Annotated in this window: 17 protein-coding genes, 1 pseudogene and 1 riboswitch; of the genes and pseudogenes, 5 read left to right on the forward strand and 13 right to left on the reverse strand. The window is 42.8% G+C overall.

The features are described from left to right. Nucleotides 1-68 precede the first annotated feature (68 nt). The 6 genes from IQ274_RS09460 to IQ274_RS09480 form a co-directional block, all read right to left on the reverse strand. Nucleotides 69-395, reverse strand: a complete 327-nt coding sequence (locus IQ274_RS09460) for an ArsR/SmtB family transcription factor (protein ID WP_012412683.1) — start codon at nucleotides 393-395, stop codon at nucleotides 69-71. 227 nt (nucleotides 396-622) lie between these two features. Further along, nucleotides 623-1,330 carry a precorrin-2 C(20)-methyltransferase gene (locus tag IQ274_RS09465; RefSeq protein WP_194142087.1) on the reverse strand — a complete coding sequence of 236 codons (708 nt, stop codon included), beginning with the start codon at nucleotides 1,328-1,330 and terminating at the stop codon, nucleotides 623-625. Next, nucleotides 1,330-1,959 (reverse strand): precorrin-8X methylmutase, encoded by a 630-nt coding sequence (locus IQ274_RS36430; protein WP_228058120.1) that lies wholly within the window; start codon nucleotides 1,957-1,959, stop codon nucleotides 1,330-1,332. Before IQ274_RS36430 ends, IQ274_RS09465 begins: the two co-directional genes overlap by 1 nt. 93 nt (nucleotides 1,960-2,052) lie before the next feature. Beyond that, nucleotides 2,053-3,522 (reverse strand): precorrin-3B synthase, encoded by a 1,470-nt coding sequence (cobG, locus tag IQ274_RS36435; RefSeq protein WP_228058121.1) that lies wholly within the window; start codon nucleotides 3,520-3,522, stop codon nucleotides 2,053-2,055. 44 nt (nucleotides 3,523-3,566) lie between these two features. Continuing rightward, a riboswitch (cobalamin riboswitch) is annotated at nucleotides 3,567-3,674 on the reverse strand. A gap of 87 nt (nucleotides 3,675-3,761) precedes the next feature. Further along, entirely contained in the window at nucleotides 3,762-4,178 is a 417-nt protein-coding gene (locus tag IQ274_RS09475; RefSeq protein WP_194142088.1) for a hypothetical protein, read from the reverse strand. Nucleotides 4,179-4,212: 34 nt separating this feature from the next. Then, complete coding sequence (locus IQ274_RS09480) at nucleotides 4,213-5,109, reverse strand: FAD-binding domain-containing protein (protein ID WP_194142089.1); 897 nt, start codon at nucleotides 5,107-5,109, stop codon at nucleotides 4,213-4,215. A 131-nt stretch (nucleotides 5,110-5,240) separates the two neighbouring features. On the opposite strand from IQ274_RS09480, the gene bcp reads away from it, so the two are divergent. The 3 genes from bcp (at nucleotide 5,241) to IQ274_RS09495 (ending at nucleotide 7,897) form a co-directional block, all read left to right on the forward strand. After that, nucleotides 5,241-5,720, forward strand: a complete 480-nt coding sequence (bcp, locus tag IQ274_RS09485) for a thioredoxin-dependent thiol peroxidase (RefSeq protein WP_194142090.1) — start codon at nucleotides 5,241-5,243, stop codon at nucleotides 5,718-5,720. Nucleotides 5,721-6,056: 336 nt separating this feature from the next. Next, entirely contained in the window at nucleotides 6,057-6,683 is a 627-nt protein-coding gene (locus IQ274_RS09490) for a type I restriction endonuclease (RefSeq protein ID WP_194142091.1), read from the forward strand. Nucleotides 6,684-6,688: 5 nt separating this feature from the next. Next, a complete protein-coding gene (locus tag IQ274_RS09495) occupies nucleotides 6,689-7,897 on the forward strand; it encodes a cysteine desulfurase family protein (protein ID WP_194142092.1) in 1,209 nt (402 codons plus the stop codon). Here IQ274_RS09495 and IQ274_RS09500 read toward each other — a convergent pair. Next, nucleotides 7,845-8,801, reverse strand: coding sequence for an aldo/keto reductase (locus IQ274_RS09500; RefSeq protein WP_194142093.1), 957 nt, complete (start codon nucleotides 8,799-8,801; stop codon nucleotides 7,845-7,847). The genes IQ274_RS09495 and IQ274_RS09500 overlap by 53 nt on opposite strands. A 194-nt stretch (nucleotides 8,802-8,995) precedes the next feature. On the opposite strand from IQ274_RS09500, the pseudogene IQ274_RS09505 reads away from it, so the two are divergent. Beyond that, nucleotides 8,996-9,571 (forward strand): annotated as a pseudogene (locus IQ274_RS09505) (SDR family NAD(P)-dependent oxidoreductase). On the opposite strand, the gene IQ274_RS09510 reads toward IQ274_RS09505, so the two are convergent. The 6 genes from IQ274_RS09510 to IQ274_RS37280 all read right to left on the reverse strand — a co-directional run bounded on the left by IQ274_RS09510 (nucleotide 9,523) and on the right by IQ274_RS37280 (nucleotide 18,491). Next, nucleotides 9,523-10,572 carry a cyanophycinase gene (locus tag IQ274_RS09510; protein ID WP_175586902.1) on the reverse strand — a complete coding sequence of 350 codons (1,050 nt, stop codon included), beginning with the start codon at nucleotides 10,570-10,572 and terminating at the stop codon, nucleotides 9,523-9,525. The pseudogene IQ274_RS09505 and the gene IQ274_RS09510 overlap by 49 nt on opposite strands. 449 nt (nucleotides 10,573-11,021) lie before the next feature. Beyond that, on the reverse strand, nucleotides 11,022-12,839 hold the full coding sequence (locus IQ274_RS09515; protein WP_194142094.1) for a vanadium-dependent haloperoxidase: 1,818 nt from the start codon (nucleotides 12,837-12,839) through the stop codon (nucleotides 11,022-11,024). Nucleotides 12,840-13,540: 701 nt separating this feature from the next. Further along, entirely contained in the window at nucleotides 13,541-14,860 is a 1,320-nt protein-coding gene (locus tag IQ274_RS09520; protein ID WP_194142095.1) for an MFS transporter, read from the reverse strand. Between the two features lie 757 nt (nucleotides 14,861-15,617). After that, nucleotides 15,618-16,835, reverse strand: a complete 1,218-nt coding sequence (locus IQ274_RS09525) for a transporter substrate-binding domain-containing protein (protein WP_194142096.1) — start codon at nucleotides 16,833-16,835, stop codon at nucleotides 15,618-15,620. A gap of 137 nt (nucleotides 16,836-16,972) precedes the next feature. Next, nucleotides 16,973-18,202, reverse strand: coding sequence for an aldehyde dehydrogenase family protein (locus IQ274_RS09530; RefSeq protein WP_265578528.1), 1,230 nt, complete (start codon nucleotides 18,200-18,202; stop codon nucleotides 16,973-16,975). Continuing rightward, entirely contained in the window at nucleotides 18,183-18,491 is a 309-nt protein-coding gene (locus IQ274_RS37280; RefSeq protein ID WP_265578529.1) for an aldehyde dehydrogenase family protein, read from the reverse strand. The genes IQ274_RS09530 and IQ274_RS37280 overlap by 20 nt, the downstream gene beginning before the upstream one ends. Before the next feature lie 284 nt (nucleotides 18,492-18,775). On the opposite strand from IQ274_RS37280, the gene IQ274_RS09535 reads away from it, so the two are divergent. Further along, nucleotides 18,776-21,061 (forward strand): ATP-binding protein, encoded by a 2,286-nt coding sequence (locus tag IQ274_RS09535; protein ID WP_194142195.1) that lies wholly within the window; start codon nucleotides 18,776-18,778, stop codon nucleotides 21,059-21,061. Nucleotides 21,062-21,346 lie beyond the last annotated feature (285 nt).

The following is a 21,346-nucleotide window of genomic DNA, read 5'->3' on the forward strand; positions in this document are numbered from 1 at the left end:
AAACTTGATTTGTCAATGCCTATAAAATTAAAATTAAACAAAATATTACAAAAAAAATTGATGAATATTTAAGTTTCGCAGGGGGGACGAATAGGTAATATTGGGCTAAAGCGACGAAATTCTGCTAGATACTGCTCTAAAGCAACAAATTGCGGCAGATTGAGGCTGTAGTAAATCCAGCGCCCTTCTTGACGAGCGCGAACCAAACCCGCTTCTTTCAGGGTTTTGAGGTGAAAAGACAGTTTAGACTGAGTGGTTCCCAGGTGGTCGCATAGGTCGCACACGCATAGTTCTTGAGAGCGTAGGAGTTCTAAGACCTGAATTCTTAGGGGATCGGATAGGGCATGAAAGCCAGCAGCGATCGCATCAGGAGTGAAGGTGCTATTAGGAGCCATCAATTTTTTTTGAAGTATTTCTTTATGGTAAAGTCTAAATCATTGCAAAGCAATTAGCATCATTGCATCGTGAATGATGCCTACTTGTTAGTCATTATGCGAACGCGGTTTTCGGCATTTACGCCAATTAATATTGTTTGCAGAATGGGAATGCGTAGGCGTAGCCCGCCGCAGGCATCGTTTTTTTAATCCCCCTTTGTAGAGACGCGATTCATCGCGTCTTGTATTTATAGTCGATTCTTAGTTGGAATCACAATCATTGAGAAATAGGGTACTTTATCAGGATCAACTTCATCCAAGGGTATGATGCGTTGCTGTGATGTTGATGCCCGCTCAATATATCTTGCCCGTGATGCTAACCCTAATTTATGCAGAATATCTCGTACTTTGGTAAAGTGGCGACCTAGCTTCATAATTGCTGCTGCATCAGTCATCAACAAATGTGTAGTCAGTTCTTCTGCTGGCAATGGGGCGGGTAAGACTGTGAGAATATCGGTGTAGTAAGTGAAAGGTACACCCAAAGCTACCGGACAAGCCATCAGTGAGGAAACTCCGGGGATAACTTCTGTTGGGTACTGTTCAGATAACCGCGTGAAAACGTACATGAATGAACCATAGAAAAATGGATCTCCCTCGCATAGCACCACCACATCTCGACCTGCGGCTAAATGCTGGGCGATTGGTTCAATTTCCTGGTCATAAATAGACTTGGCCTTTTCTGGTTCTAAAGCGCGGGGGAGATGAAACAACACCTCGATTTGATTACCAGGAAGATATTGCGCCACGATTGCTCTAGCGATGCTTTCTTTATCTGTGGCTGATTGATAGGCTATAACAGGAGCCGCACGTAATAGCCGCAATGCTTTCAGAGTCAATAATTCGGGATCGCCAGGGCCTACACCAATTCCATAGAGACGACCTTTGATTTTGCTCATTATTCTTCCTCCGTTGCCAAGGCGTTAACTGCGGCGGCTGCGATCGCACTTCCACCGCGCCGACCATGTAATGTTAAAAATGGTACATTCCTGCTATCTGCTGCCAGTGCTGCTTTCGATTCGGCTGCACCGACAAATCCCACTGGAAAGCCTAAGATAATCGCAGGTTTATTAGCTCCCTCGTCGAGCATTTCTAAGAGCCTAAATAGTGCTGTGGGTGCATTACCAATTGCAATTACCGATCCCTCCAGATGCGATCGCCATAATTCCAAGGCTGCTGCCGATCTTGTAGTACCCAGACGCTGGGCCATTTCTGGGACTTCCGGCTCGTTGAGGGTACAGATAACTTGATTATTTGCAGATAACCGTCGCCTAGTAACGCCATCAGCAACCATCCGACAATCGCATAAAATTGGCGCTCCCTCTGCTAGCGCTGCCCTTGCGGATTGCACTGCTGTTGATGAATATCCCAAGTCAGTAACAATATCCGTCATCCCACAGGCATGAATAAGACGCACTGCAACTTTTGCTACATCTGGTGGCAGCATATCTAGGTTTGCTTCTGACCGGATGATTGCAAAAGAATTACGGTAAATTTCGTTGGCATCTCGGATATAGTCATTTGTCATTGGTCATTTGTTATTTGTAAGGGCTTTAAGTCTATTTACGTTGCGTAACATACTTGGTTTTTTTCGCGCCAACTTACCTAAGTGTTTATTGAATTACAGTTGCAATTGATCGATCGCACATCGATTGCTAAATTCCCTGAAGGATTCATCAAGATTCAAGCGTTGAATTTTATATACATCTAGCATCCGCTTTATTAATGCAGGTAGTTCCGCAAAAGTCACATATTGATATATTTCCCGTCCAAATTTATGCTCGCTGTCACCAACATAAACGTGATAGCCTTCTACAGTTCCATCGTCAGCCTCAATGCTGACACCGAGCAAAGTAATATCACTCTTGCTATGCTGGGCGCAGGATTTTTCGCAGCCAGTAAAGTGGATATTAACTGGGCAATCCAGAGTAACGCGAGTTTCAAGATATTCTGCTAATGCCAACGCATGACTTTTAGTGTCCGTGGCAGAAGAGGCACAACCTTTGTTTCCAGAACAGGCAATTAACGCACTCTTGATGTTAGTTGCTGAAGTATCTAATCCTAAGAAAGCAATTTCACTTTGGACATCACCAACCCATTGCTGAGGAATATCTGTTAGCAGCAAATTTTGCCAGGGGGTTAACCGAAGAGTGCCACTACCATATTTTGCTGCTAAATCTGCCAAACCCTTCATCTGGTTACTCTCCAACCGTCCAAGGGGTAAGACGACACCAATGTAAAATAAGCCTTGCTGACGTTGGGGATGGAGGCCAATATGCTGATATTTCCCCTCTGCTTGCAAAAGATTAGAGAATTCCTCCCCCTTCTCTACCAGGGAATGGGTTTGGGGGGTTAGGTTACTGCATAAAAGAGAAAAAGGTAGACGCTGCTGAACTTCTTGGAGATAATTTTCACAACCCAAAGTATTCAATAACTCTAAGAGACGTAGCCGACGATTATTTGTAGTATTACTATGAGCTAGATAGACCTCTGTTAAAGCTGCTAAGACAGGTAAACATTGCTCTGGTGTTAACAAAATCCCCGTATCGCTGGGCGGTTGACCCTTTGCCCCGACACTGAGATAGAGGCGGAAGTAAACATTACCGTCAACTAAGACAGCAGCAAATAGGATATCATTCAAGCGATCGCACACCCGAATAATTCCACCACCATCAAAGCAAACGCTAAACTTTGCCGACAGTCCCGAAAGCGCCGGATGTGCGGCAATGTAATTATCCCAATCTTGGACAAAAGGGCGGGTGTCGATTAATTCTTGCGGGTCAATACCAGCAGTTGGGCTGGTCATAATATTACGGATGTGGTCTACAACAGAATTGCGAGAACCCAATCCCATATCCTGTAAATGCTGCAAAACCTCACTATTTATCCCCGTGCGAATTTCGCGGACTTGTAGGTTAGCTCGATTAGTGACATCAACATAGCCACCACCATGCTGGTCTGCTATATCTGCGATCGCACGGCACTGCTGACTACTAATAATTCCACCTGGTATTCTAATGCGAGATAATATACCATCGGCGGCGGGTGTAGCATAAAACAAGCCTGGACAAGTGGCAAATCCAGAAAGCAAACTTGGTACTCCTTCCCCGTGCAACGCAGGGAGTAGATGGTGAGTGTGACATCTTGAGAGTTGGCATTCTGACTTGAGCGATCCCATCACAGCTGCGGCACAGTCCCGGAATTTCACCGGAGTTTCCCAACACCAAGCCTTAATAATTTAGCACGAGAAGGTAGTCAGAAAATTTAATAGTTGGAGTTGCGATCGCAAAATCTTGCGTCTATTGCTAGAAAAAGCGATCGCTAATTTAGCTATTCAAAAACATAATTTTGAGCCACTTTCCAATAGCGCGAGAACCGTTTCAGGTCAATATAGCCATCATAGTCAAAAAATGGTTCGGCCTCTAACGTTTCCACTGCTATAGAACCCTCTATTTGATTGCAGATATCATCAAACCGGGGACTGGGACTGTTGGCTGTGACAACTAAATTCGCATCATGTTCTCTCGCAAAAGCTAAAATTTCTTGTCCCACATCGCCACGACGAATAACAACAGGTAACTCTAGCAAGCATTCGTAAATAAACGTGAGGCGTTTAAGACTCAGTTGCCATTCATCTATCAAAGCCTCGTCCCAAACCCAGATAGCTGGGGCATCAGGGTATTTTTTTAGTCCGGGGTTGTATGGACTGAGGCAGTCTCCATGCACCCAAACAATTGGTTTAGTCATTTGTTATTTGTCATTTGTCATTTGTCAAGAGTTATTATTCTCTTCCTTGTCCCCCTTGTCCTCCCCCACTCCTCCTGCTCCCCTTCCCTTTTTTATCACGCTGCCAACTTTGGCTATTGGCTTGTTTGCTAAATTCTCCTTTGGGAAAAAGTCGCTGTTGTAATTCTTCATAGCTGCCTTCAAAATCACAATGACCGTAAAGCGGACATTTCTGGCAATAAACGCCTTCAGTATAGCGTTCTAAGTTCTCACGATTGAAAAAATACGGTTTCTGACTAAAGGTGCTGGCAACCCACTGCCATGACATATTATTGCTAGCAGGATCACCATCTAAAAGGTGTTCAAGAAACCATTTTGCTCCTGCTTGCCAACCAATACGTCGCCAATGGACAATGTAAGCCGCTAGCCACATTCGGGCGTGGTTATGTAGATAGCCAGTTTCTTTTAAATCATGGCTAAAACTGTCGATGCAAACCCTGTTTGTGGTTCCTTGTCTGATATCTTGCGGCAATTCGGATAAATATTCAGCCACAGTGTAACCAGTTTTGTACTCTTCTTGGTCTTTCCAGATTTCATCCCCTAACTTCACATATAACCTTTGCCAATAGTCGCGCCAACCTAACTCATTAATTAATTTCGTAGCATCGTTTTTTTGCTGTACCTTTTCAAGGGCATAATCTCGAATTTCTCGCAAACTCAAAACGCCATAACGGATGTAAGGCGAAAGTCGCGTCACCGCACCTGTGAAAAAATTACGTGTTTGTGCGTAATGTACCGGGTCGATTTTTTGCAGCGCTTCTTGTGCTGCTTTGCGTCCCCCCACTTTTTCACTGATGTGGTCATCGCGTTGTGCCGCATCTGGGAATTGTTCGCGGAGATAGGCTACCAACTCATCGCGGTTGGTAAATTCGCGTTGCATATCTTTAGACATTGTAAGCAAATTATGAATGGGTGCATAGGCGTAGCCCGCACTTCGACAAAGCTCAGTGACCACCACAGGCATCGCTCAATAGCTCAACGTTATGTACAATTCTAAAACGATTGCAATCTCTCACACCCATCATGACCAACATTCCCCAAATCGGACAACCAGCGCCAGATTTTTCCACACCTGACCAAAATGGCAATTCAGTCACTCTTGACGACCTCAGCAGTCAGTGGGTTATCCTCTACTTCTACCCCAAAGATGACACACCCGGTTGTACCACCGAAGCGAAAGATTTCAGCGAGTTGTATCAAGACTTCGGCGAACTGGGAGCGAAAATCTTAGGCGTGAGTCCAGATTTGGGTAAGTCCCATTGTAAATTTATCAGCAAACATAACTTGTCAATCACCCTCTTGAGTGACCCAGAACATATTTTGACAGAAGCCTACGGTGCTTGGCGCTTAAAAAAATTTATGGGAAAAGAATATATGGGTGTTGCTCGTTCAACTTTTCTCATTTCACCTGATAAAATTATTGCCTATACTTGGCCGAACGTAAAAGCCAAAGGTCATGCTCAGGCAGTTTTAACTAAATTACAGGAATTAGCAGCCACGTAAAATTCTCAGTGAGTCTTAAGAAATGTCAGCAAAACTTCAATAAGTGAGGAACTATGGCTATTTGCGTGTAAGTTTGCCAAAAAATGGTCTTTTGTTGTTTATGATTCAAGTCAAAGAGTCTATTCATACCATTTCTTTGTGAGGTTGCGCCAAACCCTTTTAACTTCTTCTTTCTTTGTGTCCTTTGCGTCCTTTGCGGTTCGTTTTTCTTTCTTATACCTAAATATGGTTTAGCGCATCTTCATACAGAATCGGTATCAGAGCAAGAATTGTTAACGTTATGCCAAACAAAACCTAGTTTTGTTTTGTTTGATAGAATATAGAGTTGCATAAATTATGGTTCAATTTATCCAAGCACAAAATATTGGGCTTGCTTATTTGGAGAAAAAATTTAGTCTACAGCTAGCCGAAGATGAGGCATTCTTCACAGAATGGTTTGAAAATTTACCGGAAATTACAGATTTAGAAAAGCAAGATTTAGACAGAGTAAAACTTCATTTCCTCCGTTTAGTCAAGTATCCTCCTTTGTCAGAAGAAACGGTAAAATTAGTAGTTTTATCTCCTTTACTTAATTTAGCTGGATTTTATGACGAGCCTTTTTATATAAGAGGCGAGCAATCAATAGAAATTTCTGCGGAAGATGAAGGAGAAATTATAAGAGGTAGAATTGATGTTTTAATTATTCAAGAACAATTCTGGTTGTTAGTAATTGAATCGAAAAGGTCTAGTTTTTCTCTTTTAGAAGCTGTACCGCAAGCACTTGTTTATATGCTGTCTAATCCTAGTCAAGACAAACCTTCTTTTGGATTAGTAACAAATGGCAGTGATTTTATTTTCCTGAAACTTACCACAGGAAATCAAGCAAAGTATGCTATATCTGACCAATTTACACTTTTGAAACGAGAAAGTGAACTGTATCAGGTTCTAAGCATATTAAAAAATTTGAGTCAAAGTTTGAGTTAATAATTATGTCTATTCGCCCTATATACCTTGATTGCCACGCTACTACACCCGTAGATGAACGGGTATTAGCGGCAATGATCCCTTACTTCACAGAAAAGTTTGGCAACGCAGCGAGTATTGGTCATGTTTATGGTTGGGAATCAGAAGCTGCTGTCAAACAAACACGAGAGATTTTAGCAGCAGCAATTAATGCCACTCCCGAAGAGATTGTTTTTACAAGTGGTGCAACAGAAGCTAATAATTTAGCTATTAAAGGTGTTGCCGAAGCTTATTTTAAAAAAGGTCAGCATATTATTACTGTCGCCACTGAACATAATGCAGTTCTTGACCCTTGTAATTATTTAAAAACTCTCGGTTTTGAAATTACTATTCTCCCAGTTAAAAAAGATGGACTGATTGATTTAAATGAGTTAAACAAAGCTTTCCGTCCTGAGACAATTTTGGTTTCGGTGATGGCTGCAAATAACGAAATTGGCGTTTTACAGCCAATAGCAGAAATTGGGGAACTATGCCATGCTTACAACATCATTTTCCACACCGATGCAGCCCAAGCTATTGGTAAAACTCCTCTTGATGTGCAAAAGATGAAAATTGATTTGATGTCGCTAACAGCACACAAAGTATTTGGGCCAAAGGGGATTGGGGCGCTATACGTCCGCAGGCGCGATCCCAGAGTGCAACTGGCTCCCCAGCAACACGGCGGCGGACATGAACGGGGTATGCGTTCTGGGACATTGTATACACCGCAAATTGTCGGCTTTGGGAAAGCTGTAGAAATCGCTTTGGCAGAACAAGCAACAGAAAACCAACGCCTCACCCAGTTAAGACAAAGCTTGTGGAAACAGCTTTCCCAACTCGAAGGAATTCATCTCAACGGCCACCCTCAACAGCGATTGGCGGGAAACTTGAATATCAGTGTTGAGGGGGTGGATGGAGCCGCACTTTTGCTAGGATTGCAGCCAGTAATGGCGGTTTCTTCGGGATCTGCTTGCTCTTCGGCAAATACTTCACCCTCCAGTGTTCTGACAGCACTGGGAAACCCCCAACAGCTAGCTTATGCCTCAGTGCGGTTTGGTATTGGACGGTTTAATACTCAAGAGGAAATTGATATTGTGGCCAAACATGCGATCGCTACTATTCAAAGTTTACGCCAGCCTTCTTCTATGGATTCTCGCGCAGGAAAGCAGCAATTTGATCTAGCTCCTGCTGATTGAGGCGAAATTCCCCAGCAGCGATAATTCCTTCTACCTGCTTGGCATTGCGTGCGCCAACGATCGCAGCCGTCACCGCCGGATTGTTTAAAGTCCAAGCGATCGCTACCTCACCAGGGGAGCGATCGTGTTGCTCACCAATGTGCTGCAACACCTCGACTAACTTCAGGTTACGAGATAGACGTGGCTCCTTAAACTCATCACTCTTCTTACGCCAATCATCATCTGGTAAATTGGCAACCCGCTCAGATGTCATCTTTCCTGTAAGCAAGCCAGATTGCATGGGTGAATACACAATTACACCGATGTTATTTTCCTGACAAAAAGGCAGAGTCTCGTTTTCGACATCGCGCTTAACCAATGAATAAGGCGGTTGTAATGAGGTAACTGGTGCAATCTCCTGGATACGCTTCAACTGTTCGACATTGAAGTTTGAAACCCCGATATAGCGAACCTTCCCTTCATCCTTGAGCTTGGCGAGAGTCGTCCAGCCTTCTTCAATTTCTGTAGCAGGGTTAGGCCAGTGGATTTGATAGAGGTCAATGGTTTCAATGTCAAGTCGGCGCAAACTGGCTTCAACTTCCCGACGCACAGAATCCGCCTTCAGGCTACGACCAATTTCGCCCTTTTCATCCCAAATCATTGAGCATTTAGTGAAAATATAGGGGCGACTAGATCGACCCTTGAGCGCCTTAGCAACAACTTCCTCAGAATGTCCCAGACCATAAATAGCTGCGGTGTCAATCCAATTAACACCGAGATCGAGAGCGCGAGCGATCGCTTCAATAGATTCTTGATCGTCTTGCGCTCCCCAACCAAAAGCCCAGCCACCTCCACCAATCGCCCAAGCACCAAAGCCAATTGGGGTAATGTAAAGCTCCGAATTGCCAAGTTGTTTAGTTTGCATATCTATCTGATTCAATGATTTTTGAGTCAATTGCTAGTGTAAACCGCAAATATTTTCTCAACCGCTATCTGCGGTGTGAATCACTACTAGTAGATACACGACAGTCAATCACTACTTCTGTAGGATTACTAAATCCTAAATACTGTATTGAGACACACTACATATACACTAAACCTGCTTAAAGATAGTAAAAGTTGCCAGTTGAAACCAATGTATTTGGAGTGTTTGCAGTTACAAAAGCCCTGCTGCCACTTTTGAAGAAGTCAACAGCAGGGCGAATAGTAAATTTATCAAGTGGTTTAGGTTCTCTGACTTAGAACTCCGATCAAAATTATGAGTTCGCTAATTTTAAGCTTCTTGCCTATAACTCATCCAAGACAGCAGTGAATGCGATCGCAGTTATGTTGGCTGCTGAACTTAAAGATACCCCGGTTAAAGTCAATACTGCTGACCCTGGTTTCACAGCAACTCACATTAATCAATACAAAGGATACCGTACCCTTAAACAAGGAGCGATCGCTACGGGGGGCTACGCCTACGCAGCATTAAGACTTGCCACTCTACCTGATGATGGTTCTAGCGGAGGTTTTTTGACGAAAATGGCGTGCTTCCTTGTTAGGGGCATTGAGAATTTGGCATTGGGAATTGAAAAGAAGCAGAGGGGCGAGGTGCTGCTAAAAACTCCTCTCCCCTGCTCCCTTGCTTCTTCCTCACTCCCCACTCAATATGGATTTGAATCAATCCGTCCCCTTTTGACACTCCTGAGATAGTACCCAGAGGTTGGTCTGTTTCTTAAGTTAAAGGTGTCGCCGCTGCGAACTCTCCAAATTTTGTAATTAGAAAAGGTCAAAGGCGTTCGGGGTTCGCATACTTCCGGTATGTGATTACCAAGTACAAAGTACGCCGCACCCCTACCCATAACTTTCACCAAACCGTTTTTATCCACAAGAACCGATGTACTTTCGCTAACCGCTATGCCTAAAACACTGCTAGATACACCGTCCTTAATTTGACGGGCAATGAAAGCCATAATTCGACCCATTCTTTCCCGCCTATCGAAGTGCGTATCTACGATAGTTCCTTTTAAATTACTCCAATTGAAAAAGTTGTAGGTAAAGGTGATATCCCGGTAAGGATCTTCAAGTGCGTCTCTAGTTTCAATGCCTTTTTCTGAAGAAGCGCAAGCATCATAGACACAATCACTTTGGATCATCGCACCCGCACTAGTGCCACCAACACCACCTCCCTTCAGGTAAACTGACTTAACAGCAGCCTCAAGCTTGGTATCTTTCCAATTGCGGATGTACTGACATTGGTCGCCGCCAGCAAAAAAAATCACATCAGCATTTCTGACTTTTTCATAAATTTCAACTTTGTTTGCTTCTTGTCTATTGCGAATCAGAAGAGTTTCCACAGAGTTTACGCCCTTCATGGCAGAAATTAGCCGATTGTAATCGTGATTACCATTCGTGCGGAGAACTACAACATTAACCTTGGTTGCGGTGTTAGTACCTCCCCTAACTTGGTTAATCATCCACTGAATAGCATCATCAACATCGGGGCCACCCCCACCTAAGCTGAGGACTGGACCAGCTAAGGTGGGGCGGACATCAGAGGAAGGAGACGTGGAGGGGCGGACATCAACAGTGTCACCCAGAAAGTAGCGTTTCCAGCTTGCAATAAAACGGGTTATTAGGAAGGTTCCCATCTTCAACAACTTGATTCCTGTACTTTTCAAGCGCCTTGCTATGCTTGGGAATGCCTTTGTCATACTAAGCGTCTGGAGCAAACTGCAATTATTGCTAGGCTGTTACGCACTTTAATTGCTTATTTATTCGTGAAATTCGTCCTTTATCATTAGTCATTTATCAGTTGTCTTTTATCAATAACTAATGAAACTAATGATAAATGACAGTTTTAACGAAAAAATGTGCAATTTAGATGCGTACTAGCTTAACTCTGGCACTAGAGAGGGTAGAATTTCCAGCGTACAGGGCTTGTACTGTTTTTTAACGCCATAACCCAGAGTAATTATTGATTCTCTATCCTAAGTAAGTTATTGCGTATTAAATTTAACATTTGTGATAAAAATCAGGCGTTACTGATTAGATACATGAATCTTGGTATAGAGACGCGAAAGCATTACGGTACATTAACTTAGCCCAGTGCAATTTCGCGTCTCTACAAAAGTTTTGAAATCACTAAATACCGAAAATCTGTTTAGACTGTGACTTTTGAACCGTCAAATTTTGTGAAGGTGAAACCATTGAATATTTCGTTGTAACCCAGTCTCTCATCCCTGAGAAGGCTAATAGCAACCTCTTCTCCCAAAGCCAAACTAGCTGAACCATCCGAACGCCAATGAATACCACCGTGACCGCGACCAATTGCATAGTTAGTTGCCAGTTTATTCAACTCTCCACCCACAGTTAGGGGTGGGCCACTATAAGGAATTACTTTTGTGGGATCGTTGGGATCGGGCACTACTGGATCGGGGATAACAAAGTTTTCATCAAAAAATGCTTTCAATAGTGTGACATTAACGCCAGCATTAGCAGCCGCACCACCTGTATACGAAGAATGGGTTGGCGATCCTTCTGGATATGCTTGGGGCAATAGATAAGTGCCGAAGGTGCTAAAGGCCTGAGCCAAGGCTTTGGAATTAAAGACCTCAGAATTAATCGGATATTGGGTTTTATTGACAATGTTGTTGTAAACTAGCCCACCGTAAGCTTCCGGGCGCAAAATACGGTGTAAATAATACTTCTGCCAGTATGACGCTCTAATCACACGTGAACTACCCAAGTTAAGCAAGGCTTGTAAATGTCCTGCTGCAAAGGTTGCATTAGAACCAACTTGAGTATTCGATCTGACGTAGGGATTGCCCGGATTCAAAGGTGTACCGATGCTACCAAGAATCAAAGAGGCTCCAAGGTATGTAGGGCCGCCAATATGGGCATACTCACCTAAATCCCGAACTGTAGCTATGTAACGGTTTTTGGGGTCGTATTTAATAGACTTACCGGAACTACCTCCATTCTGAATAGTCAACCATTCCTGGAAATCGAGTAGAAAATCATTACCAGGAAGAGCAGTACGAATCAGTGGTGAAACAGACTGAGTTCCCCAAGGAATAGTCCGCAACAAAAATTGTGAGATGTAAGGGCCATCTAGTACCCCTGGGGGAATAACATATTTTGTAGTTATACCTGAAGTGTAAATATTGACGTAGTTGACGCTACCACGAAATAGAGTCTGAGGGGTGACACGGCCATTTTGTTTTGGCCCTCGGAAGGCTGAAAGCTTATTGAGGTCTTCGACGGCTGCTAAGACTTTTGGGTTGTCAGTATTGTTTTGGAGCTTAGAAAGAGGTACATCTCGAAGTAAAGCTTGCCAGTAGAGTTCAACTGCTTCAGCAGCGCGTTCTGCACTAGCTAGAGCCGGTGGTGGTGGCACTGCTATCTGCGCTGCATTGATTCCTTCTAGACTAATTGCCAGGGGGCCTTGAGGATTGACCAGCTTTCTGCCGCCACCCAAGATGATATTTTCATAATCATTTGGGTTTTGGGTTGTCAGTGCTTTGGTCAAAGAGTTGTAAGCTTCCAACTTAACTTCGCCAAGTCCATTGTGTGGTAATCCCCTACTGTCAGAGCCGATTTTGTTGGCATAACGCTCCTCATCGCCGTTAGTCGGATGCGGCGGAATGGGAATACTTCGTTCAACTCTGGCTGCTTCAACACGGACTCGATAGGCTTTATCAACAAAACTGTTGTAGTTGAATGGTCGATTATACCGCCTGTTAATATCTTGAGCTTGTACAACATCTTCTCCTTTCTTTGAGGAGAAAGGTGAACCGAAAACTCCTGCAACAACGCTAGCAGCACTAAATAAACCAGCGCGGCCGAGAAACGAGCGTCTGCTGGCGTGACTACCAAAAAAACGTTTGCTATTTACACGGGGTTGTTTCAGTTTCTCTATTTCGCTATTAGCCTGAGTATCTTGCTCGGAACCTTGATGAGAATTAGGATCTACTTGCATGAGATGTTCTCCACTGGCAAAAATATAGTCATGAGTGAATACATGAGCATCTGAAAGCTAGAACAACTAGTAGTTCGCCAAGTGAACTTGGCGGGGTAAAGGGTAAAGGGGAAGGGGGAAAGGTTTCAAATCCCTTACCCCTGCCCCTTATCCCCACTTCGTGGGGGCCCCACCTTCCCCTTTCCCCAGACATCACGCAGCATTTTTGGGTTGGCAGACTACTAGCCTACATAAGACACCCAACTCCAGAGAAGCAGGGCAATTTCACCAGATTTGGGATGAAATCTGTGGTTACTCTACTGGAAGGTAATTTGCATGGAAGATGATTCTCCTGAAAGTCATATAGACATTCAGTCCTGGTATGATGCCTTCATCAGATGGCTGTTATACTTCTGTACTTGTAATCACTCTGATAGCAGCTTTTCGGGGTTAAAGCACAGCTAAAACCACCGCTTACTTCTAATTAAACCACCAAAATACGATAAACCTATCGACTTACAGTATTTTGTGGATGTTAAATCAGACTTTCTCACAATCGGTAATGAAAATCAAGAGTTTTTACAAGAAATTTAGCAATAGCGTGAAAGCCTTATAGGAACACACGCACAGTGTTGTCTTCTATGCTTGATGCTGAGGAGAAACGCGACACGCTGAGTTTTGATGAAGTATCAGAGGCGCGATCGCTGCTATCCCAACTACATTTAGCCTTTATTTGACTGTGGAAGTAAGCCCAACTCTGCATAAATTGGATGCAAAACCTTTCTTATTTTCGGTAGTTGTCTACTAAAGAAATATGCTCCTATAATGCAACAAATACCGCCAAATAATAAAGCATTGGTAACACCAAGATGACCTGCGAATACTCCAAAAAACAAATTGCCAAAAGGCAGGATTCCTAAAAAACCAGTTGTAAAAATGCTGGTTACTCTACCTCTTTTATCTTCATCAAGAAGAATGGATTGCATAAAGTTATTAAGAGAAGCCAGAGTGAGAGTATTATTCATGCCTATAACAAACATAAATATTAGACAAAACTCTAAATTTGTTGATTGAGAAAATACGATTAAACCTAAACCGAGAATCGCGGCAGAAGTCGCTATAACCCTTCCTAATCCGATGATATTTTTTCTAGAGATGAGATAAATACCTGAAACTATAGAACCAAGAGCCGAAGCTGTCATCAAAAAACCCATAGTTTCAGCATTACCATTCAAAATTTCTTGAGCAAAAATCGGGATTAAATTCACATGGGTCATCCCCATAAAGCAAATAACAATTTGTAATATCAATAAATGTTTAATGGGTAAAAAATCGTATGCATAAACAAAGCCTTCTTTAAGATTTTGCCAAATTTGGGCTTTTTGATTTGATGTATTATTGATAATTGGGTTTACCTTGATAGTTAAAATTGCAGATATAAAGGGTAAATAGCTAATACTATCTACTAAAAAACAAGAAGCTGCACCAGATCGAGCAATCAAGAAACCCCCAATCATGGGACTAACAAACTTTGCTGTATTAATCAAGAATGAATGCGAAGCCATCGCACTATAAGTATCTGATTTTTGATCCAAAAGTCTGGGAATAATTACCTGACGTGCTGGTAAATCAAAAGCTTTTACTATTCCCTGAAGTGTGCCAATAACAATAATCCATGCAACATTGATGTTGTTGCTAAGAGTTAAAAAGGTCAGGGTAGAAGATAGCATAATCGATACTAGCTGAGTAGCTAGTAGAACATATCGTAAATTCCAGCGATCTAGTAATACTCCTACCAAAGGGGTAATAATCAAACCCATAGCTTGATTTGTAAATCCAGCAACACCAACTAATACAGCCGAATTAGTTAATTGATAAACTAGCCATACCAAAGCAATTTGAGTCATCCAAGACCCAAAAAAAGATAAACTTTCTCCGATAACAAAACAAGAAAAATTGACAGATTTAAGCGCAGGTGGAATTTCAAAATTAACAAATTTTAGTTTGTATTTTTGAAAGTTTACTCTATTACTTGGTAGCATGATTGTTTCCCTATTTTGTCAAAATAGACTTCAATTGCAAATATGAACTAGTGGTTTGTAGTCAGGGCTAAAGCTTTTAAAATTTAGTGATTTATCGCTCACTACAAACGTTTTGTAATTTTTTTAAAACTTACGCAAACAATAGTCAAAACCCTCATTCTTTGATAAAGGCAATTCCTGTAGGAGCAGAGCGGCTACTCTACGAGTTCTCCAACGAAGTACCCGCAGGGTATTTTGCGTAAGTCCTATTTTTGATGAAGTTTTAGCAGAGTTACATATCACCAGCCCTAAAATAATATTAGAAAAGCTTAATGTTAGCAAGACATAAATTTTATGTGCTTAGTATTGAGGTAAAAAAATAGAGACATAGCCAATGCTGTTATAGGAGCAAGAATCAAAGCCTCTCCCCCACAGGGCTACGGTGTACACACAAGTCTTTTAAAGTTATCCCACAAGCTTTTGATCCCCCCAACCCCCTTAAAAAAGGGGGCAAAAACCTCTCAAAGTCCCCCTTTTTAAGGGGGTTGGGGGGATCTACAACGATTTTGGTTTTCTAGAAAGATGTGTGTACACCTTAGTCCACAGGGAGAGAGGTTCGGAGAGGGGTTCTAAAAATAAGTTGCACATTGCGTTACTTAAAATCATTGTATGTTTGTCTTTGAGAGGTTTTTGCCCCCCAATTTATCGGGGGGTTTGAGGGGAGCTAAGACTTTGAAAACACGTCCTAGTCCCGATAACTCTAATTTTCTAGCAAAGTTTAAGAATTTTTAGGATCGAACCACTTATCATATAGCGATTGATAAGTGCCATTTTCTTTAAGATTCAGCAGAGCCTGATTAATTGGTTTGCGGTAGGGACTGCTATTAGGCAGAATGATTCCGTAGCTTTCTTCACGCAAGATACTGCCAACAATCTCTACCTTCCCTTTGCCTTCATTGGCAGCATAAAAGAGGAGTACAGGTGCATCAAACACCACAGCATCAGCTTTTTTTGTTTGCAGAGCTTTGTAAGCTTCCTCAATTTTGGGGACTTCTAAAACTGAAATATGATGTTCTCGCAAGTATGTCGCTGCTGTGCTTCCCGCAGTTGTAGCTACTACCTTACCGGGTAAATCGTCTATACTCCTGATATCGCCCTGAAGTTGCTGCACTGTTAATGAAGTAGTCGCACTGGCTGTAAAGTAGGCGACAAAAAGGACTCCGATAAACATCCAGACTATAGCTATAAAACGTCCCAGCACTCCTTTGGGCATTTCATCGGCTTGAGTCGCTAATGTGGCTGCTGCCCACCAACAAGCTTTAAAAATACCAGGAAAGTATGATTCAGAAATCATCCCTTCTTTGTGATTGCGCTCGGATAGCCAAATAATGTGGGCTGCTACAACAATTAGCACTAGGGCAATGCCTATTACCTGCAAAAGACTAGTAGAGAAAAACAATTGCAAAATATTTGGAAAAGCACTGTTTTTACTCTCTAGGTTGCGTACCATAATTTGCAGCCCACCAGCAAAAATGGGTAATGAAAAATCGAAATTTTGCTCGCGTTCGGCTGTAATCGAGATAGCTGCAATTCCCAAGTTGACTTTGTTGTCCTTAATAGCAGAAATCACTTCTGGCACACTGGAATATTCAATAAATTTAGACTCTATACCTATTTGGGTAGCAATACTGCGCCAGAGGTCGATACTGAATCCTGATAGCTCACCTTTGTTTGATAGCACAAAGGGCGGTATAACTCGTGTAGCTACTAATAACGGTTGTTGGAGTTTTAAGGATTGTTGGGGTTGCGGTTTTTGGGCCAGTCCTGGGGATGCGATTAACAACAATGCCAAAATTGCACTTACTAATCCTATGCAGGTATACAGCGCTATGGAACGCTTAGTTTTGTTTTTGTGGTTATGTCTATCAAAATAACCTGTCGGTCTTTTTTTTCCAGTTATAAGTTGGCGAAATTTAGTAGCGATCGCATTTATCATCAGAATTATCTTGAGGTTGTATGCAAAGCATATTTATGATGCCCACCCCAGATCAGATATCACATTCATCATCCCCCTAAAACAGATTTTTTTAGATTTAGGGGGATGAATATGGCTAAAGCCAAATTCAAGTCGTACTACAATTTGATGGTAACGGTCTTAACTTCCGTATATTGCTGCAAGCCATATTCGCCTAGTTCTCGCCCAATACCAGATTGCTTAAATCCACCAAAAGGTGCAGCAGCATCAAATACGTCGTAGCAATTTACCCATACAGTACCAGCCCGGAGATTGTTAGCGATCGCATGGGCTTTGGTGATATCCTGAGTCCACACTGCGGCAGCAAGCCCGTACATGGTGGCATTCGCCCGTTGAATGACTTCATCAATATCTTTGAACTTGATGATGCTCATCACTGGCCCAAAAATTTCCTCTTGGGCAATCTTCATGTCATCGCGGACACCAGCAAAGACTGTGGGTGCAATAAAATAACCTTTGTCGCCAACTTGATTACCACCACATAGCATCTCGGCCCCTTCGCGCATTCCAGATTCGATATAGCTCATCACCCGATCAAATTGATCTTTGTCTACCTGTGGCCCTTGTTCTGTTTTGGCATCAAAAGGATTACCAACAACCCGCGCTCTTGCTCTTTCTACAGTTCTAGCAACGAACTCGTCATAACATTTTTCTTCTACAAACAGGCGCGAACCAGCACAGCAGCATTGTCCTTGGTTAAAGAATATGGCATCGTGGGAACCTGCGTAGACGCAAAGCGGCTTGTCGCCAGACATAGCTGCATCCATATTTGCATCAGCAAAAACGATGTTAGGACTCTTACCACCCAATTCCAAGGTGACACGCTTCAGGTTACTTTTGGCGGCAGCTTCCATAATTAGATGACCGACTTCAGTGGAACCAGTAAAGGCCACTTTGTCAATATCTCTATGACTTGCGATCGCAGCCCCGGCGGTTGGGCCGTATCCTGATAAGGTGTTCACCACACCAGGCGGAAAACCAGCCTCAATAATCAACTCGCCTACCCGCAGTGCTGATAATGGTGTTTGTTCTGCTGTTTTGAGAACTACTGTATTACCAGTTGCTAAAGCTGGTGCTAACTTCCAAGCCTGCATTAACAGGGGAAAATTCCACGAAATAATTTGACCAACGACACCCACAGGTTCATGGCGAGTGTAGCAGAAGTATGGCCCGTTAATCGGAATAGTTTTGCCTTGTACTTTGTCAGCCCAGCCTGCATAGTAACGGTAGCAGGCAATGACTAAACTCAAGTCACCGAATGAATCTTGTAATGGTTTACCGTTGTCGAGAGTTTCTAGCTGCGCCAACTCATCGATGATTTTGCTCAATTAAATCAGCTAACTTGTAAAGTAACTCGCCTCGACGGGTGGCAGATATCTTTCTCCATTCTCCATTAGCGAAAGCGTTGCGGGCTGCTTGTACTGCTTTATCCACATCTGGGGTATCTGCTTCTGAGACTTCACAGATTACCTCACCTGTAGTTGGGTTGATTGTTTCAAATCGGCGTAGGCGTAGCCCGTCGTAGACATCGCTGACACTATTTACCCACTCATTGTTAATCAGCAACTTGGTTGGGCCGATTTTGACCTGTTGTCCTGGTACTGTTGCTGTAACCATCAGGCCCTCCTTAAGCTATAAAAAAATTTGCTTTAATCTACCTATTATGTTTCTAGCTGTACAGCACCCTAGGTAGATTTGTTTATTAGCCGCTTATTTTAGCATAGTAGTCAGTGGTTGAGACAATTACATTGTGTTTTATTCACTGGTTTAACTTGCCTTGGCAAGACAAACCTCTATCTTTTGAGCAATAGTTTTGAGTTCCGCTTTGAGCATACAGTTGGAATCATACTTGCTTGATTTTTCTCTCACGTGCGCTTTTTAGGTTTAGCAAAGTGAGCAACATGAATGTAGAAGGTTTTACTCGGCAAATAGAGATATTGCGCTCACGGGTGATGAAATTATTGAAAAGCACGGCAAGTGAGCGGTATTCGCAACAAGAGCTAACAACAGAAGCTTTTGCAGAACTTCAAATCGCTTTAGAAGAAATGAGAATTGCCTCTGAGGAACTACAAGCAACACGAATTGCAGTAGAGAAGGAGCGTCAGCGCTATCAAGAATTATTTGATTTTGCGCCTGATGCTTACTTGGTAACTGATATTTATGGCACTATCCTTGAAGCTAACCACGCCACTACTATCTTACTTAATATCTCACAGCGATTTTTGATTCGGAAACCGTTGCTTAATTTTATCGGACAGTCAGATCATCAAGCTTTTTTTAATTACCTAACTCAGTTGCAGCATCTCGACCGGGGCGGAGAATGGGAAGTGTGTTTGCAACCACGGGAAAAAGTTTGTTTTGATGTTGCTTTGACAGTAGTTACCGTCCGTAATGAGGTGGGTAAGCCTGTTGCTCTGCGCTGGCTAATGCGCGATATTAGCAAGCGTAGGCGTTTAGAGTCGGAGCGTGAGCAGTTATTTGAGCGTGAGCAAGCCGCCCGAATTGCAGCCGAAGCCTCAGAAAGGCGCTCTAATTTTTTGGCTGAAGCAAGTCGTGTACTAGCGTCTTCCTTAGACTACCGCAATACCCTAACCAGCGTCGCCCAATTAGCAGTGCCTACCTTCGCAGATTGGTGTATTGTGGATGTCGTTGAAAATAATTCGGTAGCTTTCAATAACCCAGTCATCGCTGCATCTGACCCACAGAAAGAAGCACTAGTCCGAAAACTCCGACAACGCTATCCAATTTCTGTTGATGCAGATTATGGACTACCAAAGGTTTTACGGACTGGTAAGCCGGAACTGGTTACAAACATTCTTGAGTCTTCGTTACAAAGAAAAGCATGGAATGATGAATCCCTTAATCTACTGCAAGTTAAGTCTTATATGGTTGTGCCATTGCAAGTGCGTCAACACAAGCTAGGGACAATTGTATTTGCCTCTACACAATTAGGGCGCTATTACACTACCGTAGACCTAGCAATGGCTGAAGAACTTGCCCAACGTGCAGCGTCTGCTATTGAAAATGCACAGCTTTATTGGCAAGCTCAGGAAGCTAACCGCATTAAGGATGAATTTTTAGCAATTGTCTCTCACGAACTTCGTACACCTCTCAACTCGATGCTGGGTTGGGTTCAAATAATTCGTCATCGAAAATTAGATGAGGCAATTACTTCTAAGGCGCTGGCGACAATCGAGCGGAATGCAAAACTTCAGAGCAAACTGATTGATGATATCCTCGATATTTCACGCATTGTACAAGGGAAAATCCGCCTAAATCTCCGTAAAGTTGACCTTGTAATTGTAATTAACACGGCAATAGAAGCTATATATCCCACATCTGAGATTAAAGATATTCAAGTTGAGTCTAACCTTGACTCGTCAGTAGGTGAGGTTATGGGTGATGCAGAACGCCTGCAACAAGTAGTCTGGAATTTGCTCTCTAACGCCGTCAAGTTCACACCCAACGGGGGCCGAGTTGAAGTGTGTCTGAAGCAGGTAAACTCAAATGCTGAGATTTCTGTCTCTGACACAGGTAAGGGAATTGGTGCTGACTTTCTACCTTATATATTTGAGCGCTTCCGTCAAGCTGATAGCACAACTACTAGAGTAGAAAGTGGTTTGGGGCTAGGGCTGGCAATTGTACGCCACTTAGTAGAAATACACTCTGGCACAGTTTATGCAGTTAGTGAAGGGGAAGGACGGGGAGCGACATTTACAGTCCTGTTACCTCTAATAAAACCGCAATCAGAGCAGCTAATTAAAGAGAGTCAAGTAAAAGTCAATAATCTCTTAGCGCTCGATGGCTTGCAAATACTCCTTGTAGAGGATAGTACCGATACTCGTGAGTTAATTGCTTTTGTTCTTGAACAGTCAGGAGCGCAGGTGACATCGGTTAGCTCAGTAGGTGAAGCCCTGGAAGCGTTGATGCGATTAAGACCAAATATTTTAGTCAGTGATATCGGAATGCCAGATGAGGATGGTTATTCGCTGATTCGCCAAGTTCGCGAACAGGAAGCCCTTCGTGGAGAGAAGATTCTGGCTGTAGCACTGACGGCTTATGCTAGAGATGAAGAACGCAACCTGGCTCTGGAAGCTGGATTTGAAGTTCATCTATCTAAGCCCATCGAGCCAGATAAGTTGGTGAAAGTAGTGGCGAACCTAGTTAAAAGCAGCAAAGAAGTTTAACGCAACTAGTCTGAAAGTTGTTTAATCAGCCATTGTGTGGGCGTAGCTACTTGTAAAGATCGCTGAAGTAGCAAACCCGAAAGCATAGCCAGCAGTATAAATTGTCTACTAAAGTAAAAGACCAGAGGAACATAATGTCTCTCTAGCCTATGGTACGCATAAATCATATTTAAGGCTTTCAAATAATGCCTGTAATAATACTTAAGTTATTTATATAAGCGCGAACTTTTTACTTTTGCCGTCTCTGTGTTTCATACTCACAGAATAAGTTTTTTGAACCAGGTT

This window comes from Nostoc sp. LEGE 12447 (genome assembly GCF_015206985.1).
GTDB lineage: Bacteria > Cyanobacteriota > Cyanobacteriia > Cyanobacteriales > Nostocaceae > Nostoc.

What these genes read in the sequence shown, in the direction of transcription:
- IQ274_RS09515 (WP_194142094.1), bottom strand. Translation starts at nt 12,839, where the DNA reads ATGCAAGTAGATCCTAATTCTCATCAAGGTTCCGAGCAAGATACTCAG.
- IQ274_RS09525 (WP_194142096.1), bottom strand. Translation starts at nt 16,835, where the DNA reads ATGATAAATGCGATCGCTACTAAATTTCGCCAACTTATAACTGGAAAA.
- IQ274_RS09510 (WP_175586902.1), bottom strand. Translation starts at nt 10,572, where the DNA reads ATGACAAAGGCATTCCCAAGCATAGCAAGGCGCTTGAAAAGTACAGGA.
- IQ274_RS09520 (WP_194142095.1), bottom strand. Translation starts at nt 14,860, where the DNA reads ATGCTACCAAGTAATAGAGTAAACTTTCAAAAATACAAACTAAAATTT.
- bcp (WP_194142090.1), top strand. Translation starts at nt 5,241, where the DNA reads ATGACCAACATTCCCCAAATCGGACAACCAGCGCCAGATTTTTCCACA.
- IQ274_RS09500 (WP_194142093.1), bottom strand. Translation starts at nt 8,801, where the DNA reads ATGCAAACTAAACAACTTGGCAATTCGGAGCTTTACATTACCCCAATT.
- IQ274_RS09535 (WP_194142195.1), top strand. Translation starts at nt 18,776, where the DNA reads ATGAATGTAGAAGGTTTTACTCGGCAAATAGAGATATTGCGCTCACGG.
- IQ274_RS09495 (WP_194142092.1), top strand. Translation starts at nt 6,689, where the DNA reads ATGTCTATTCGCCCTATATACCTTGATTGCCACGCTACTACACCCGTA.
- IQ274_RS09480 (WP_194142089.1), bottom strand. Translation starts at nt 5,109, where the DNA reads ATGTCTAAAGATATGCAACGCGAATTTACCAACCGCGATGAGTTGGTA.
- IQ274_RS09465 (WP_194142087.1), bottom strand. Translation starts at nt 1,330, where the DNA reads ATGAGCAAAATCAAAGGTCGTCTCTATGGAATTGGTGTAGGCCCTGGC.
- IQ274_RS37280 (WP_265578529.1), bottom strand. Translation starts at nt 18,491, where the DNA reads ATGGTTACAGCAACAGTACCAGGACAACAGGTCAAAATCGGCCCAACC.
- IQ274_RS09460 (WP_012412683.1), bottom strand. Translation starts at nt 395, where the DNA reads ATGGCTCCTAATAGCACCTTCACTCCTGATGCGATCGCTGCTGGCTTT.
- IQ274_RS36430 (WP_228058120.1), bottom strand. Translation starts at nt 1,959, where the DNA reads ATGACAAATGACTATATCCGAGATGCCAACGAAATTTACCGTAATTCT.
- IQ274_RS09475 (WP_194142088.1), bottom strand. Translation starts at nt 4,178, where the DNA reads ATGACTAAACCAATTGTTTGGGTGCATGGAGACTGCCTCAGTCCATAC.
- IQ274_RS09490 (WP_194142091.1), top strand. Translation starts at nt 6,057, where the DNA reads ATGGTTCAATTTATCCAAGCACAAAATATTGGGCTTGCTTATTTGGAG.